Consider the following 16324-nt stretch of genomic DNA (forward strand, 5'->3'; position numbering starts at 1 on the left):
AAGGCTGCCGAACAGGCAGCCTTTTATTTTCCAAGAGGGGGCGGGTATGGTAGGATAAATGTGACATCGTTTTGTACAGAAGGGATGAGCGTCATGTTGACATTTTACTGGTATCCGAAATGCGGAACGTGCCGCAACGCGAAGAAGTGGCTCGATGAGAACAACGTGGAATACGAAGCTGTACATATCGTGGATAACCCTCCATCGAAAGACAAGCTTCTCCACATGATGGAAGCAAGCGATCTGCCGCCGAAACGTTTTTTCAATTCAAGCGGTAAGAAGTATCGCGAGCTCGGTCTGAAAGATAAAGTGGGAGACATGTCGCTTGAGGAGCAGGCGGAAGTGCTGGCTTCTGACGGTATGCTGATCAAACGTCCACTCGCTACCGACGGCAAAGACGTAACAGCAGGATTCAAAGAAGATGAATACAAGAATAAGTGGTTGTAAGTTAAGTACATAAAGGAGGGACAGACCAATGGAATTACCAAAAGATTATCGTTACTCGAAAGAACATGAATGGGTGAAAGAAGAAGGGGACAAACTCCGCATCGGAATTACGGAGTTTGCTCAATCCGAACTCGGCGATGTCGTATTTGCTGAACTCCCGGAAGTAGGAGATGAAGTGGAAGCGGAAGAGCCTTTCGGAAGTGTTGAATCCGTAAAGACGGTATCCGAGTTGTACGCTCCTGTCAGCGGCAAGGTCGTCGAAGTGAACAACGAACTTGAAGATAGCCCGGAACTTGTGAACGAATCTCCATATGATAAAGCATGGATGATCGTTATTGAGCCTGCAGACAAATCCGGTCTTGATGACTTGATGGATGCAGACGGATATAACGCAATGATCTCAGAAGACTAATAGAATACTTCAATTTCGGCAGGCCATGATTTCGCATGGTCTGTTTTTGTACAGAGGGTGAGATAGGGATGAATGGAAACCCGGTTATGATCGTGGAGGGCATCACGGATAAGAAGCACATTACGAAAATGCTCGCGCAGTCACTTGAAATTATTTGTACCCATGGAACATTGGGGGTAGAGCGTATGGAAGAACTGATCGAAGACTACGAATTGGATTACCGCCCCGTGTATATTCTCGTAGATGAGGACTATTCCGGTCACAAATTGCGGGAACAGTTCAAAGAAGAACTTCCTCATGCGACCCACCTGTTTATAAATAAAACCTACAGAGAAGTGGCCGCCACACCAGAACCGGAGCTAGCGAGACTTCTCGCGAGCAATCGGTTTCAGATTAAGCCGATCTACATGACTTAGGAGGCAACTATGAAAGAAGTGAAAGATTTGAAGGTGCTGCCGGAAGTAGGGAGAGGGTATGTGTTCATTTACAGTCCCTTCTGCGGCACCTGCCACCTGGCTCGCGAAATGCTTGGTATCATTGAAAAAATGAACGACGAAGATATTTTCTACGAAATGAATGCTTCTCTGTTTCCGGAATTCATGCAGGAGTATCAGGTTTCCAGCGTGCCTTGTCTGTTGATATGGAAAGACAGAAAAGTAGAAGAGAAAGTGTACGCCTTTGAATCAGTGACGAAGATCTTCAATCTGATGAAGGAAAAAGAGAGATTATGAGGAAGCATCCAGCCTTGAAGGCGGGTGCTTTTTTCTATGATTTTGCGCTCCGTTCGTGGAAGGGTTGGGGACTTGAGTGTCCCGCAAATGGATTAGCTGGACGCTCAGGAGGCGGGCTGGCTTCTGAACGTCCGGCACCTGAATTAGCTGGACACTCAGGACGAGGGCTGACTTCTGAACGTCCAGCACCGGAATTATCTGGACACTCAGCACGACAAACGTCTCTCGAGTGTCCCTCTAGAGTTTTCGGAACGTTAAGCAATACTTTTTCAAGGCGAACGGTTCATTTCTTAAGTTATGATACGTTCACAAGAAAAATAAAGCAACGAGCGGTCCAAAAAATAAGAAATGGTACGCTCAAGCGACCCGATCTTGCCGCGAACGTACCACAATCCAAATTAAACTACTTCCCCGATCGCCTTCATGATTGCCATAAACGATGCATCATCCCCGAATTGATGAAGGATCTCTCCTTCAGGAGAAATGATGACCGTCGTCGGCGCGCCTGTACATCCGAATTTATCATAGACCGCCGTACCGTCATCCTCAAGCGTCGGCTGACTAAGAAATTTTTCTTTGTACTTCACGGCTTCTGACCGGTCTCCTTCGCGACCAGCTACGTTGATCGTAAGCATGTCGACCTCATCCGTATTCAATGAGCTGAACAACTGTTCTTTCTTCGGCATATCGACAGCACAATCCGGACACCAGGATACCCAGAACGTCAAAATGACGACTTTGCTCGGTTGCTCTGGTAGTGTATAGCTTTTATCTTCTGTAAGATAAGGGAGAGAGAATACAGGAGCTTTCATTGGTAATCGCTTCCTTTCTGCAAGATACTCAACGAAAATCGTAACATATAGAATTCTTTTGTTGAAGTTTGTTGACAACCTTCAGAGAGAGTGCTAGAATCCATCATATCGCTTTATAAAAGAATATCCGATAATCTCTTATCCAGAGAGGTGGAGGGACTGGCCCTATGAAACCCGGCAACCGTTAAACATTCCGTTTAAAATGGTGCCAAATCCTACAGAGCAGTGAGCTCTGATAGATGAGAGAACAGAATCGACTTTTTATACCGACCTTTCTGTTCTCGTAACAGGAAGGTTTTTTAATTAGGTAAAGGATGCACTTACAGCAGGAGGAAAAACTATGATTTCGATCAAAGGTCTATCTAAAGTATTCAATACGAAAGACCAGGAAGTACGTGCCGTCGATAATCTCGATGCGACGATCGAGTCCGGAGAAATCTTCGGAGTCATCGGATACAGTGGAGCGGGGAAAAGTACATTCATCCGCTTGCTGAACCGTCTCGAGGATCCGAGCGGCGGAACGATCGACATTGATGAGAAACAAATCTCTTCTTTGTCGAAAGGAGAACTTCGCCTTGCGAGACAAGAGATGGGGATGATTTTCCAGCACTTCAACCTATTGTGGTCCCGCACGGTGGAGGATAACATTGCCTTCCCACTGGAAATTGCGGGAGTGCCGAAGGAAGAAAGGAAAAAACGTGTGGACGAGCTTGTTGAACTTGTAGGGCTCGCTGGTCGCGGAAATTCTTATCCATCTCAGCTCAGTGGTGGACAGAAGCAGCGTGTAGGTATCGCAAGAGCGCTTGCGAATCGACCGAAAGTATTGCTCTGTGATGAAGCGACTTCTGCGCTGGACCCCGAGACGACGGATTCGATCCTCGATCTGCTCGTGGATATCAACGCGAAGCTCGGACTTACGATTGTACTGATCACACACGAGATGCACGTGATCCGTAAGATCTGTCACCGAGTCGCCGTCATGGAAGCAGGTAAGATCGTGGAAGAAGGAGACGTTCTTGATGTCTTCCTGAGACCGCAGGAGAAAGTGACGAAGCGCTTCGTCGATCAGGTGATGGGAGACCCGGACCGTGAAGACTCGCTGGCACTGATCAAAGAGAAGTACCCATTAGGGGAAGTGGCGCAGTTCCATTTCGTCGGAGAGCGCACGCACCAGGCACTGATCAGTGAACTCTCCAGGAAGTTCCAGGTGAACATCAACGTGCTTCACGGGAAAATCACCCAGACGCAAAAAGGAGCGTACGGCACACTCATCGTACATCTTGACGGGGAAAAAGAAGAAATCGATCGTGCTCTCGAGTACGTCAAAGAAACATCAGTAGAAGTGGAGGTGGCGATCGATGTTTGAACAGCTATTCCCGAACGTCCGCGTCGAGGACATGATCACAGCAACGAATGAAACACTATTTATGACATTTTTCTCTGTACTTGGAACATTCATTTTCGGACTTCTGCTCGGGCTTCTGCTTTATCTGACAGGGCCGGGCGGCCTTTGGGAGAATAAATTCGCGAACTGGATTACGGCGACAATCGTAAACGTGTTCCGTGCGATTCCTTTCATTATTCTTATTTTGCTATTGTTCCCGTTTACGGATTTCCTTGTAGGAACAATCCGTGGTCCGAAAGCTGCACTTCCGGCACTGATCGTCGGCGGCGCACCGTTCTATGCTCGTCTTGTCGAGATAGCGCTCAAAGAAGTGGACAAAGGGGTCGTCGAAGCAGCGAAGGCGATGGGGGCCAAATATCGTACCATCATTTTTAAGGTGTTGCTTCCTGAATCGACGCCAGCTCTCATTTCCGGTCTGACAGTAACCGCGATTGCACTGATCAGCTATACAGCAGTAGCGGGTGTCATCGGAGCAGGTGGGCTTGGTGACTTCGCTTACTTTTACGGATTCCAGCGTAACAGTTTCGACGTTGTATTCGTATGTACCGTGCTTATTGTAATCATCGTGTTTATTTTCCAGTTCATCGGGGATTTCGCTTCCCGCAAATTGGATAAAAGATAAAAATTAATCATAGAAAAAGGAGAGAGTATCATGAAAAAATTTCTACTGACACTAGCTACCATTGCACTAATTTCCCTACTCGCAGCATGCGGGTCTTCCGAGGAAGGGTCTTCTTCCGACGATAGCAGCTCGAATTCCGGAGATTCCGGCGAAGAAGCAAGTGAAGAAACATCTGAAATCACTGTAGGTGCGACAAGTGTTCCACACGCAGAAGTACTGCAGGAAGCGAAGCCGCTACTTGAAGAAGAAGGAATCACGTTGAACATCGAAGAGTACCAGGATTACGTGCTTCCAAACCGTGATCTGTCAGAAGGTATCATCGATGCGAACTACTTCCAGCACATCCCTTACCTGAACACGCAAATGGAAGAGAACGACTATGATTTCGCCAACCTTGGCGGTATCCACATCGAGCCGATGGGAATCTACTCCAAAGGAATCGAAAGCATTGAAGATGTAGAAGAAGGTACAACCGTGCTGATGAGCCGTTCTGTTGCCGACCACGGTCGTATCCTTTCCCTTCTTGAAAAAGAAGGACTTGTGAAAATCGATCCGGAAGTGGATCCTATCAACGCTCAGCTTGAAGATGTAGTGGAAAACCCGAAGAACCTTGAATTCGATGCGGGTATCGACGCAGCCCTTCTACCGGAGAACTACGAACGTGAAGAAAACTCTCTGGTCGCGATCAACACGAACTATGCGATCCAGGCTGGCCTGAACCCAAGTGAAGATTCCCTTATCCTTGAAGGTTCCGAATCTCCTTACGTGAACGTGATCGCTGCGAAGAGTGAAGATGAAGACAATGAAGCGTTGAATACGCTGGTCGAAGTTCTTCGTTCCGACGAAATCCAGACATTCATGGAAGAAGAGTACGATGGTGCTGTCGTTCCCGTTGATGGACAGGACAGTGGAGACAGTGAATCAAGCGAAGATAGCGAATAAGTAATGACGAAGCACTCATCCTTTCATAAGGGTGGGTGCTTTTTTAGAGGGGAAGCTGTAACTTTTTCCCTGAAAAGATGTTTAAGGGATACATAATGGGGAAATATTGCGATTAAAGACAATGTAAGAGAAAACGGGAGCAATAAGGATGAATGGTAGCAATGGGCTTGCTCAGTTTCATCAGAAGTGGATAACTATGAGTCAGAATGAATAATCATAGTATTTCCTCCTTTTCTTCCTCCTTTTTTATATGGTAATCTTATAATTGTAAATTTTCTGAAAGGATTGATTTATTATTAGTGACAATTTGGGTTTGAACTACACAACTGAGATGGAAAAGGGAATGTTCCAGGCACACGACATCGGATATGAAGAATACGGTCGCAAATTAGATACCCAGATTCATGTAGAACAGAAACGAAATCAGGAATATGCTGAAAGTAAAAAAATCAACTCAGAAATGGAACGACTAATTCACAGATAAGACAGAAAAGTGATAGCGATCGTTCCTTATAGATCGCCTCAAACCAATCACCTGGAGAAGAATCTTCTTCTCCGGGTGATTTTCATTTTAATATGTAACGATTCGTTACATTAAAAGGGGGAATGGCTTTAGTCATCGCTCTTTTTTTTGTTATAATAGGCAGTGGTGCGAGCGGTATTGAGACAGGAAGGAAAAAGTTGATATCAGCTTTGAAATGATTTAAGATTATAATGAGAATAAATTGAGAATGGTTTTAAATCTAATAACCATGCACCCAATTACCCGATTACAATATACAGGAGGTATTATACATGGCAGGATCAACACTTGAAATCAAAGATCTTCATGTTGAAATTGAAGGTCAGGAAATTCTAAAAGGTGTAAACCTTACAATCAACGGTGGAGAGTTCCACGCAGTAATGGGACCGAACGGAACCGGTAAATCCACACTTGCTTCCGCAATCATGGGCCACCCTAAGTATGAAGTGACACAAGGGGAGGTACTTCTTGACGGCGAGAACGTGCTCGAGATGGAAGTAGATGAGCGTGCGCAGGCAGGTTTGTTCCTTGCTATGCAATACCCGAGTGAAATCAGCGGTGTGACGAACTCCGACTTCCTTCGTTCCGCAATCAACTCCCGCCGCGAAGAAGGCGACGAGATTTCTCTGATGAAATTCATCAAAGAAATGGATGCGAAGATGGATACACTCGAAATCGATAAGAATATGGCACAGCGTTACCTTAACGAAGGGTTCTCCGGCGGTGAGAAGAAACGTAACGAAATCCTTCAGCTTATGACGATCCAACCGGACATTGCGATTCTGGACGAAATCGACTCCGGTCTTGATATCGATGCCCTGAAAGTGGTTGCGAAAGGTATCAACGAAATGCGCGACGATGCATTCGGTTGCCTGATCATCACTCACTACCAGCGTCTTCTCGACTACATCACTCCGGATAAGGTCCATGTAATGATGCAGGGACGCGTTGTGAAATCCGGCGGACCGGAACTTGCTAAGCGTCTTGAAGAAGAAGGGTACGACTGGATCAAAGAAGAACTCGGAATCGAAGACGAAACAATCGGCTCTAAATAATCGAAGGTTAGGAGGGATCTCATGGCTGTAGAAGTATCATTGCCATATGACAAGCAATACGTCACAGAATATTCGAATAAACACAGCGAACCGGAATGGATGAAAGAGCTTCGCTTGTCGGCGCTCGAAAAATCGGAAACACTTCCGATGGCGAAACCCGATAAAACAAATATCGAGAAATGGAACTTCACGGATTTCAATCATGATGTAGAAGGAGAAGTCATCGATTCACTCGATAACCTTCCATCTGAGATCCAGGATTTCCTCGATCAGGAGAACCAGACGGAGAACCTTCTGATTCAGCGTAATCATACAGCTGCGTTTACTCAGCTGAACAAAGAACTTGAAGATAAGGGTGTCATCTTCACGGATATCCACACCGCACTTCGTGATCATGCGGATCTCGTCAAAGAGTACTACATGACAGAAGGCGTAGCTGTGGATGAGCACCGTTTGACTGCTCTTCATGCGGCACTTATGAACAGCGGGGTGTTCGTTTATGTTCCGAAAGGTGTCCAGATCGAACAACCGCTTCAGGTGATCTTCTGGCAGGAGGACGATCGTGCCTCTCTTATCAACCACGTACTCGTGGTGGCAGAAGAGAACAGCTCGGTGACTTACGTTGAGAACTACATTTCTCACAATACAGAAGCTCAGACTTCTGCGAACATCGTTACAGAAGTGATTGCCAAGGATAACGCAAAAGTTTCCTTCGGTGCTGTCGACAACTTCGCCCACGGTACAACGGTATATTCCAACCGCCGCGGTATCGCAGGTCGCGACGCTCGCATTGAATGGGCGCTTGGCCAGATGAACGAAGGAAATACAGTGTCTGAGAACATCACTCACCTTGTAGGAGATAACTCTGAAGGAGATACGAAAACGGTTGTCGTCGGACGTGGAGATCAGAAACAGAACTTCACGACGAACATCCGCCACTTCGGAAAAGAATCCGATGGTTACATCCTGCAGCACGGTGTCATGAAAGATAAATCCTCCGCTATTTTCAACGGCGTAGGAAAAATCGATCACGGCGCTACGAAATCGAACGCTGTTCAGGAGTCTCGCGTACTCATGCTCAGCAAGGATGCCCGCGGGGATGCGAACCCGATCCTTCTTATCGATGAAGATGACGTAACAGCAGGTCACGCTGCTTCTGTCGGTCGCGTGGACCCGGTTCAGCTTTACTACATGATGAGCCGCGGTATTCCGAAGAAGGAAGCAGAGCGTCTTATCATTCACGGATTCCTGGCACCGGTCGTGAACCAGCTGCCGGTCGAAGCCGTGAAGAACCAGCTGACTCAGGTCATCGAAAGGAAAGTATATTAATGGATGTAAAAGCGGTACGTGAGGCGTTTCCGATTTTGCATCAGGATGTGAACGGGCATCCGCTTGTGTATCTCGATTCGTCAGCGACATCTCAGACACCGAGCAAAGTCATTGATAAAATCGATGAATACTATAAAAATTATAACTCCAACGTTCACCGCGGCGTGCATACACTTGGATCAATTGCGACGGACGGTTATGAGGGAGCACGTGAGAAAGTACGCTCCTTCATCAACGCGTCGAACACGAAAGAAATCATTTTCAATCGTGGAACGACGACGGGTATCAATACAGTAGCCCAAAGCTACGGTATGGATCATGTGGGAGAGGGAGACGAAATCGTCCTCACTCAGATGGAACACCACAGCAACCTGATTCCGTGGCAGCAACTCGCCAAACGTAAGAATGCAACGCTTAAATATATTCCGATGCAGGAAGACGGAACGCTCGCAATGAGTGATGTGAAAGATACCATCACGGAAAACACGAAAATCGTTGCCGTCTCTCATGTATCGAACGTTCTCGGGACCATCAACCCGATCAAAGAGATTGCAGAAGCAGCGCATGAGAAAGGTGCCGTCATCGTTGTGGACGGAGCGCAAAGTGCTCCCCACCTCAAGATTGATGTGCAGGACCTAGACTGTGACTTCTTCGCCTTTTCCGGTCACAAAATGTGTGGTCCTACCGGAATCGGGGTATTGTATGGGAAAAGAGAACTTCTCGATAAAATGGAACCCGTCGAGTTCGGTGGCGAGATGATCGACTTCGTAAACCTTTACGATTCTACGTGGAAAGAGCTCCCGTGGAAGTTCGAAGGTGGAACGCCGATCATCGCTGGAGCGATTGGACTCGGTGCGGCTATCGATTACCTCGAAGAAGTAGGTATGGAGGAAATCGAGAAGTATGAAGAGGAACTTGCAGCTTATGCTTTGGAGAAACTTGATGCCATCGATGGTGTAACTGTTTACGGACCGAAAGAACGTGCCGGTCTCGTTACGTTCAACGTAGACGGCGTTCACCCGCACGATCTGGCCACTGTTCTCGATGCAGAAGGAATCGCTGTAAGAGCAGGGCATCACTGTGCACAGCCTCTCATGAAGTGGTTGAATGTTACAGCGACAGCCAGAGCGAGCTTCTACCTTTATAACACGACGGAAGAAATCGATCGTTTTGTCGAAGGACTACAAAAGACAAAGGAGTATTTTGGCGATGTCATTTAATAACTTAGATACACTTTATCGCCAAGTCATCATGGATCACTACAAAAACCCGCGCAACAAAGGGGCTCTCGACGGGGAGCACGTAGCGATCGATATGAACAACCCTACTTGCGGGGACCGGATCCAGCTTCAGCTGAAGATTGAAGATGGTGTAGTAGAGGACGCGAAGTTCGACGGAGAAGGCTGTTCCATCAGCCTTTCCTCCGCTTCTATGATGACCCAGGCAATTAAAGGGAAGACAGTCGAAGAAGCAGTGGAAATGTCCAAACTGTTTTCGGATATGATGCAAGGGGAAGAAGTCGACCCGGAGAAATTCTCGCTTGAAGATATCGAAGCGCTTCAGGGAGTTTCCCAGTTCCCGGCACGGATCAAATGCGCCACTCTATCGTGGAAAGCGATGGAACAAGGGGTAGATGAGTCAGAAGAAGCGTAGCCTAAGGGTCAATAAATAAGGAGGTATGTAACATGGCTAAGAAAGCTCCAGAGATTGAAGATTACAAGTATGGCTTTCACGATAAAGACGTATCTGTGTACCGCACCGGAAAAGGTCTTACAGAGCAGATCGTCAGAGACATTTCAGAACGTAAGGAAGAGCCTGAGTGGATGCTTGAATACCGCCTGAAGTCTCTTGAACAGTTCTACAAGAAACCTATGCCACAGTGGGGCGGCGACTTGTCAGAGCTCGACTTCGACGATATCACGTATTACGTAAAACCTTCTGAGAATACAGAGCGTTCCTGGGATGAAGTACCACAGGAAATCAAAGACACCTTTGATCGTCTCGGTATCCCGGAAGCAGAGCAGAAGTACCTTGCCGGTGTTTCCGCGCAGTACGAATCCGAAGTTGTATACCACAACATGCAGGAAGACCTTGAGAACATGGGAGTCGTCTTCAAGGACACGGATACAGCTCTTAAAGAGAACGAAGACCTGTTCCGTCAGTATTTCGCAAAAGCGATTCCGAACTCCGACAACAAATTCGCAGCATTGAACTCGGCTGTATGGTCCGGTGGTTCTTTCATCTACGTACCTAAGAATACGAAGGTGGACACTCCACTTCAGGCTTACTTCCGTATCAACTCTGAGAACATGGGTCAGTTCGAACGTACGCTGATCATTGCGGATGAAGGATCTTCCGTACACTATGTGGAAGGTTGTACAGCTCCAACGTACTCCTCAAGCTCTCTCCACAGTGCCGTCGTTGAAATCTTCGTTAAGAAAGATGCGTATTGCCGTTACACTACGATCCAGAACTGGGCAAACAACGTCTACAACCTGGTAACGAAACGTGCCGTAGCAGAGCAGAACGCATCCATGGAATGGGTGGACGGTAACCTTGGTTCCAAGCTTACGATGAAATATCCATCTGTCCTTCTTACAGGAGAAGGTGCACGTGGTAACACACTATCCATCGCTCTTGCCGGCGAAGGTCAGCACCAGGATGCCGGTGCGAAAATGCACCACCTGGCACCGAACACGTCTTCCACAATCGTTTCCAAGTCCATCTCCAAAAATGGTGGTAAAGTAACGTACCGTGGTATCGTACAGTTCGGTAAGAAAGCGGACGGCGCCCGCTCGAACATCGAGTGTGACACGCTGATCATGGATAACAAATCCACGTCCGACACGATCCCTTACAACGAAATCATGAACGAGAACATCTCTCTCGAGCACGAAGCGAAAGTTTCGAAAGTATCCGAAGAGCAGTTGTTCTACCTCATGAGTCGCGGACTTTCTGAAGAGGAAGCGACAGAAATGATCGTAATGGGCTTCATCGAGCCGTTTACGAAAGAACTTCCAATGGAATACGCGGTAGAAATGAACCGTCTTATCAAATTCGAGATGGAAGGTTCTATCGGTTAATAACTCTAATCCCTCGTCACTACAGTGGCGGGGATTATTTATAACTATTCATTTACAAAATAGGAAAAAAGAGTTACTATATGGAGAAATATTAAACTGCGATGAAGAGAAGAGTAGGCAGTCATGATTCTTCAAAGAGAGCCCTGGACGGTGAGAAAGGGTATGAATCATTTGCCGAACCAAGCCTCTGAGCATCACATCGGAACCTTTGAGGGGATGGTGTGACGTGCGCTCCCGTTATAGAGATAGGGTATAACCAGTCAGGGTGGCTGTCGTACCTGATAAGGTTAATATGGTGACGTATTAACGAACTGAGGTGGCACCGCGATGACATACCGTCCCGCCCTCGAGACAAAAGTCTTGGGGCGGGTTTTTTTATTCTCTCTCCCCACATTCAGGAGGGGTTTTATGGAAGAAAACAAAATGGTTAGCTCTTGGAGACATCCTATACTGTTGTTATTCGGGATCGGTTTATCGAATATAGGGGACTGGATATACCTGATCGCACTGAACTTGATTGTCCTTGAGATGACAGGTTCTCCTCTCGCTGTTGCCGTTTTGTATATATTGTTACCGACAGCAACGGTATGCACCAATTTCTGGTCAGGGACGCTGGTGGATCGTTTAAATCAAAGAAACCTTATGGTCGCTCTGGATTTCATTAGAGCGTCCCTAATATTTATGATTCCTTTCTTCCCTACCCTTTGGCTGATTTATCCGATTGTCTTTTTGGTAAATATGGCGAGTTCAATATTTAACCCTGCTTCCATGTCATACATTACAAAACTTATCCCTCGAGGAAAGAGGAAAAGGTTCAACTCTTTCAGAAGTCTCATCGACTCCGGAGGATTCCTGGTTGGTCCGGCCATAGCAGGGTTTCTGTTAATGGCAGGGGATCCATTCCTCGCTATATATGTAAATGCCCTGACTTTCCTCTTCTCGGGAATAGTCACTCTCTTTTTACCGGTGACTACTAATATGGTTGAGAAGGCTATGTCTTCTTTTTCCCTGCAGCTATTAAAAAAAGACTGGAACGTTGTTGTGCTATTCACCAGGAATTATGCCTCCGTTATGCTTATTTATTTCCTATTCGGTCTCATGATGGTGATGGCTGCAGCTTTGGATTCGTTAGAGGCTGCTTTTTCGAAAGAGGTCTTGAATCTGACAGATGCAGAGTATGGCTTTCTCGTAAGTATTGCAGGTGTTGGCATCGCTACAGGTGCAATCATAATCGCTCTATTCGCTGATAAAATTTCTACTTCTTTGTTGCTTGGTATAGGTCCGGTTCTAGTCGCTGGAGGCTATATCATTTATGCTTTTTCCGATCACTTCGAAGTAGCAGCTGTAGGATTTATAGTGTTAGCTTTCTCATTGGCTTTTGCAAATACAGGGTTCCACACGTTTTACCAAAACAACATCCCTGTTGAAATACTCGGAAGGATAGGGAGTATATATGGTTTGATTGAGGCAGCTTTTACGATTACTGCAACAATAGTTATAGGAATAGCTGCTCAATTCTTTTCTATCAAAGCAGCTGTAATCACGGGTTCCTTTGTTATGCTAGTAGTCACTTTGATTTTGGGTGTAGCAAGTTATAATTTTGAAAAGAGATGCGAGGCTCCCGTACAAAATACAGCAGTGAGGGGAAAGTAGTTAATTTACATAAAATTGAAGGTGGTGTAGAGTTGCAGTAGTATACGTAAGGAGGCTGACAAGATGGAGTTTAATAGACTTTCTGAAAGGTTTCAGGAATTCGCCGAAACAGAGTGTAAAGGATCCAGCGAACTTTATAAGGAATTATCGCTTCACATTGCAAAAGATAGAACGGTGCTGGAGTTATGTATGGAAGCCCAACAGGACCAACCCACGCCGAATTTGTTGTTGGGTTCTGTCCATTATTTACTTCAAAAAGGGGTGGATCACAATCTTAAATACTATTATCCGAGCATAGTGGATGAACCTAAGAGAGATGGTCAGTTGTTTCAGGTCTTCAAAGAATTTTGTTTGGAGCACCATCAGAAGATAAAAGATCTTTTGCAGCATAAACTCGTCCAGACGAACGAAGTAAGACGCTGTGCTTATCTGTTTCCGGTTTTCTCATACATATACCAACAAACCGGGAAACCTTTGTCCTTCATAGAAATCGGCACAAGTGCAGGACTCCAATTGCTCTTTGATCAGTATGCTTATTCCTATGGATCGGCTGATATTTATGGAAAGAAAGATTCCTCTGTTCATCTTCAGTCAGAGGTAAGAGAGGGAAAGCTTCCTGACCATTTACTGAATCAAGTTCCGCCTGTGCATGAACGAATAGGTGTAGATCTGCACGTCAGTGATCTCACTAATGACGAAGAGCGGCTATGGTTGAAAGCCCTCATTTGGCCAGAGCATACAGATAGGCTAAGGAATTTCGAAGATGCGGCAGAAGAGTTGCAAAAAAATCCTCCTGTTTTGAGAGAAGGAGATGGAGTGGCGCTCCTGCCTGACATTGCAGAAGGTATCTCGACAGACACTTCGCTGTGCATCTTTCACACGCACGTAGCCAATCAACTTCCTGAAGACGTTAAGAAAGAATTGCTTCAGCAGGTTGAAGAAATCGGAGAAAAGAGAGAAGTCTTCCACATTCATAACAATATGGAGGATAGACAGCTACATATCGATTGCATTTCAAATGGAAACTACCAAAAGGAAACGGTAGGGGAGACGGATGGCCATGGTCGTTGGTTCGACTGGAAGGTGGAGCACTATGATTAAAGCAGTGATTTTCGACTTGGACGGCACTTTACTGGACCGGGATGCCACGGTAGAAGTTTTCGTATACGACCAATATGAACGTTTTATAGAGTTCTTGAATCATATTCCGAAAGAGAACTACATGAAGCGATTTATCGAATTGGATGACCATGGGTACGCATGGAAAGATAAAGTTTACAGTAGATTAGTTGAGGAATTCGCTATACAGGGGATTAGTTGGGAAGAGTTGTTACAGGACTATGTAGATCATTTCAATAAACACTGCATCCCTTTTCCGAACCTTTTGGAGACATTAGGGCGGCTTAAACAGCAGGGGTTTCTGTTAGGGGTCATCACCAATGGAAAAGGGCAGTTTCAAATGGATAACATACGGGCGCTCGGAATAGGTGATTTCACAGATACAATTCTTATTTCAGAATGGGAAGGGGTTAAGAAACCTGACCCATTTATCTTTGAAAAGGCAGTAGAGAGATTAAAGGTTCATCCGGAAGAATGTGTATATATCGGGGACCATCCTGATAAAGACGTAAAGGCAGCAGAAGCGGTCGGTATGACAGGGGTATGGAAAAAGAATCATTTATGGAAGCAACCACTGGATAATTTAGTCATCGAAGAACTGAACGAAATACCTGGAATAGTACAAAGTGTAAGCTCGTGAACAAAGAATATGTGGCAGATTCTAAAATTTTCCTTGTTCTTACTAAGAAAAATGTGGAAACTGTGGTACGATAGATTCAATACATAACGGAAGGTGTGATGTCTTATGGCACTACGACGAAACGAAGGAACTCAACTGGTAGATAAGATCGGAAAATTATCAGAACAAAGGAGACATCACATTGAAAACAGAAGAAAAACAGCTATACACAGAAACGGACCGTTTATACATTAAGACCCTGGAAAAAGAAGACTATGAACGCTGGACAGAAGGCTTCCGCCATAGACTCCCGTCTCAGCATAAGTTCGACGGAGACAGCATAAACCTGGAGGAATGGTCCCAGGAAAGATTCGATGGCATGGTTGAACAATTTGAGAAAATGGCTGAGAACGATGACTTATATGTCCTCGGTATCTTCCGAAAATCAGACGATAAGCACATAGGAAAAATCGATCTGAGCACCATCATGAGAGACAATTTCCAATGGGGGATGATCGGCTACAGGATCCACAACCAGTTCTGGAATCAGGGATACGGAACGGAGGCTGTCTCGGAAGGGCTTACCCTTGCTTTTGAAGAGCTCGGGTATCACAGGGTGGAAGCTCATATCAACCTTGATAATCCAGCTTCCATAAGGCTTGCAGAGAAAGTCGGATTGACGTTTGAGTGTACGAGAAAAAGGTTCATTTACGAAGACGACAAGTGGACGGATAATCACGTGTACGTGAAGAATGCTGATTAATCATTAGTGGGAAGCAGGCATAGCCCGAGGAGGGTTGTGTCTGCTTTTTTGCCTGAGTACTGATGAATGTTTAAGTGTCCGTGAGATGGACACCATAGGAAGTAACAGGGAAATGGGGTTTGACTTGACGAGTGGGGGAGCTTTGTTTAATAATATTCAAGTGTCGGAAATCACTATTTCTTAATAACATTTCTAGAAAACATAGTTGCAACCATCTAAGGAGGAAATCTAATATGTCCGTTATCGGAAAAACAGTAAAACCATTCACAGCACAAGCTTACCAAAATGGTGAATTCATGGAAGTGTCAGAAGAGAATTTTAAAGGTCAGTGGACGGTACTCTGCTTCTACCCGGCAGACTTCACGTTCGTATGCCCGACAGAACTCGAAGATCTTCAGAACGAGTATGACAACCTTAAAGATCTCGGAGCGGAAGTGTATTCCTGCTCGACAGATACTCACTTTACACATAAAGCATGGCACGAGTCTTCAGAAGCAATCGGAAAGGTAACGTATCCGATGATCGGGGACCCATCCCACACGCTTCCACAGAACTTCGAAGTACTGCGTGAAGAAGAAGGTCTTGCGGATCGCGGCACGTTCATCATCGATCCGAACGGCGTTATCCAGGTAGCGGAAGTACACGCGGAAGGAATCGGCCGTGACGCTAGTGCTCTTATCGAAAAAATGAAGAAAGCCCAATACGTATACAACAATCCTGGCGAAGTCTGCCCTGCGAAATGGGAAGAAGGCAGCGAAACACTCAAGCCAAGCATCGACCTTGTAGGTAAAATCTAAGGAGTGGAATCA

General features: G+C 45.9%; 18 protein-coding genes, 1 riboswitch and 1 other annotated feature. Of the genes, 17 read left to right on the plus strand and 1 reads right to left on the minus strand.

The features are described from left to right. Positions 1-93 precede the first annotated feature (93 nt). The 4 genes from BLQ44_RS12615 to BLQ44_RS12630 all read left to right on the plus strand — a co-directional run bounded on the left by BLQ44_RS12615 (position 94) and on the right by BLQ44_RS12630 (position 1590). On the plus strand, positions 94-447 hold the full coding sequence (locus tag BLQ44_RS12615; RefSeq protein ID WP_093194265.1) for an arsenate reductase family protein: 354 nt from the start codon (positions 94-96) through the stop codon (positions 445-447). 28 nt (positions 448-475) lie between these two features. Continuing rightward, positions 476-859: a glycine cleavage system protein GcvH gene (gcvH, locus tag BLQ44_RS12620; RefSeq protein ID WP_093194266.1), complete on the plus strand. Its 384-nt coding sequence runs from the start codon at positions 476-478 to the stop codon at positions 857-859. Between the two features lie 68 nt (positions 860-927). Next, positions 928-1275, plus strand: a complete 348-nt coding sequence (locus BLQ44_RS12625) for a toprim domain-containing protein (protein WP_093194267.1) — start codon at positions 928-930, stop codon at positions 1273-1275. Positions 1276-1284: 9 nt separating this feature from the next. After that, positions 1285-1590 (plus strand): thioredoxin family protein, encoded by a 306-nt coding sequence (locus tag BLQ44_RS12630; RefSeq protein WP_093194268.1) that lies wholly within the window; start codon positions 1285-1287, stop codon positions 1588-1590. A gap of 398 nt (positions 1591-1988) precedes the next feature. On the opposite strand, the gene BLQ44_RS12640 is transcribed toward BLQ44_RS12630, so the two are convergent. Continuing rightward, positions 1989-2402, minus strand: coding sequence for a TlpA disulfide reductase family protein (locus BLQ44_RS12640; protein ID WP_093194270.1), 414 nt, complete (start codon positions 2400-2402; stop codon positions 1989-1991). Positions 2403-2537: 135 nt separating this feature from the next. Then, positions 2538-2648, plus strand: a riboswitch (SAM riboswitch). A gap of 94 nt (positions 2649-2742) precedes the next feature. Here BLQ44_RS12640 and BLQ44_RS12645 point away from each other — a divergent pair. From BLQ44_RS12645 to ahpC, 13 genes are all read left to right on the plus strand, one after another. After that, entirely contained in the window at positions 2743-3768 is a 1026-nt protein-coding gene (locus BLQ44_RS12645; protein WP_093194271.1) for a methionine ABC transporter ATP-binding protein, read from the plus strand. Beyond that, complete coding sequence (locus BLQ44_RS12650) at positions 3761-4429, plus strand: methionine ABC transporter permease (RefSeq protein WP_093194272.1); 669 nt, start codon at positions 3761-3763, stop codon at positions 4427-4429. Before BLQ44_RS12645 ends, BLQ44_RS12650 begins: the two co-directional genes overlap by 8 nt. A gap of 30 nt (positions 4430-4459) precedes the next feature. Beyond that, positions 4460-5371 (plus strand): MetQ/NlpA family ABC transporter substrate-binding protein, encoded by a 912-nt coding sequence (locus tag BLQ44_RS12655; protein ID WP_093194273.1) that lies wholly within the window; start codon positions 4460-4462, stop codon positions 5369-5371. A 795-nt stretch (positions 5372-6166) separates the two neighbouring features. Continuing rightward, a complete protein-coding gene (sufC, locus tag BLQ44_RS12660; RefSeq protein WP_093194274.1) occupies positions 6167-6949 on the plus strand; it encodes a Fe-S cluster assembly ATPase SufC in 783 nt (260 codons plus the stop codon). Between the two features lie 21 nt (positions 6950-6970). After that, positions 6971-8278 (plus strand): Fe-S cluster assembly protein SufD, encoded by a 1308-nt coding sequence (gene sufD / locus BLQ44_RS12665; RefSeq protein ID WP_093194275.1) that lies wholly within the window; start codon positions 6971-6973, stop codon positions 8276-8278. After that, complete coding sequence (locus BLQ44_RS12670) at positions 8278-9498, plus strand: cysteine desulfurase (protein WP_093194276.1); 1221 nt, start codon at positions 8278-8280, stop codon at positions 9496-9498. The genes sufD and BLQ44_RS12670 overlap by 1 nt, the downstream gene beginning before the upstream one ends. Then, positions 9488-9931, plus strand: coding sequence for a Fe-S cluster assembly sulfur transfer protein SufU (gene sufU / locus BLQ44_RS12675; RefSeq protein WP_093194277.1), 444 nt, complete (start codon positions 9488-9490; stop codon positions 9929-9931). The genes BLQ44_RS12670 and sufU overlap by 11 nt, the downstream gene beginning before the upstream one ends. 32 nt (positions 9932-9963) lie before the next feature. Continuing rightward, a complete protein-coding gene (gene sufB / locus BLQ44_RS12680) occupies positions 9964-11361 on the plus strand; it encodes a Fe-S cluster assembly protein SufB (RefSeq protein WP_093194278.1) in 1398 nt (465 codons plus the stop codon). Positions 11362-11453: 92 nt separating this feature from the next. After that, positions 11454-11707: a binding site (T-box leader), on the plus strand. 62 nt (positions 11708-11769) lie between these two features. Then, positions 11770-13014 carry an MFS transporter gene (locus tag BLQ44_RS12685; RefSeq protein ID WP_093194279.1) on the plus strand — a complete coding sequence of 415 codons (1245 nt, stop codon included), beginning with the start codon at positions 11770-11772 and terminating at the stop codon, positions 13012-13014. A 63-nt stretch (positions 13015-13077) separates the two neighbouring features. After that, positions 13078-14115 (plus strand): DUF2332 domain-containing protein, encoded by a 1038-nt coding sequence (locus tag BLQ44_RS12690; protein WP_093194280.1) that lies wholly within the window; start codon positions 13078-13080, stop codon positions 14113-14115. Continuing rightward, the gene (locus tag BLQ44_RS12695; RefSeq protein ID WP_093194281.1) at positions 14108-14773 is read left to right on the plus strand and encodes an HAD family hydrolase; all 666 of its coding nucleotides are present in this window, start codon (positions 14108-14110) and stop codon (positions 14771-14773) included. The genes BLQ44_RS12690 and BLQ44_RS12695 overlap by 8 nt, the downstream gene beginning before the upstream one ends. Positions 14774-14954: 181 nt before the next feature. Beyond that, on the plus strand, positions 14955-15515 hold the full coding sequence (locus tag BLQ44_RS12700; RefSeq protein WP_245688168.1) for a GNAT family N-acetyltransferase: 561 nt from the start codon (positions 14955-14957) through the stop codon (positions 15513-15515). Positions 15516-15748: 233 nt separating this feature from the next. Beyond that, on the plus strand, positions 15749-16312 hold the full coding sequence (ahpC, locus tag BLQ44_RS12705) for an alkyl hydroperoxide reductase subunit C (RefSeq protein WP_093194283.1): 564 nt from the start codon (positions 15749-15751) through the stop codon (positions 16310-16312). The last annotated feature ends 12 nt before the right edge of the window (positions 16313-16324 follow it).

It is taken from the genome of Salimicrobium halophilum, assembly GCF_900100295.1.
GTDB lineage: Bacteria > Bacillota > Bacilli > Bacillales > Halobacillaceae > Salimicrobium > Salimicrobium halophilum.